General features: G+C 62.8%; 1 protein-coding gene. It reads right to left on the bottom strand.

Annotation, left to right across the window (positions count from 1 at the left end; translation table 11 throughout):
- A partial coding sequence (locus AACY52_RS31115) for a terminase gpA endonuclease subunit (RefSeq protein ID WP_339561511.1) occupies window positions 1–454 on the bottom strand: 454 nt, incomplete at both ends.

Raw genomic sequence — 454 nt, 5'->3', positions numbered from 1 at the left:
GACCCGGTATTTCATCCCGCCGAGTTGTTTGATCTCAATTTGTTCAGCCGTGAGCTGGGCGAAATAATTGATGTCCCGGTCGGTGGTGAAGTGCATGTAACCCGGACCGGGGATTTCCCGGGTCAGGTACGAGCGGATCGCGTCCTTTCCGGCATTGACCCCGAGGATGACCGGGCGAAACGACTTCTTCGACCGCGAGGTCGGCACCTTGGTCGGCCAGATGGGGTTGCGCTGGCCGGTGCGCGCGCTCTCGCCCTTGATCGCCCAGATGTACCGTTTCAGGCGCGCCTTGGCGAAATCGTACACTGCCTGGGTGTGGTGGCCGCCCGAATCGATGCAGCCTGCGGTGATGACGAAGGGGCGACCGTCGGCGCGGTGCCATTTGCGGCCGAGGAATTCATCGAGCCGCGCCTGCAGCCGGGGATCGTCAAACTCGCCCTCGAACACCTCGTAG

The sequence above is a fragment of the Pseudomonas sp. EA_65y_Pfl1_P113 genome (assembly GCF_963970525.1).
Lineage (GTDB): Bacteria > Pseudomonadota > Gammaproteobacteria > Pseudomonadales > Pseudomonadaceae > Aquipseudomonas > Aquipseudomonas tritici.
The sequence above is the reverse complement of the archived record's forward strand: the minus strand, read 5'-3'. Positions and strand labels throughout refer to the sequence as shown.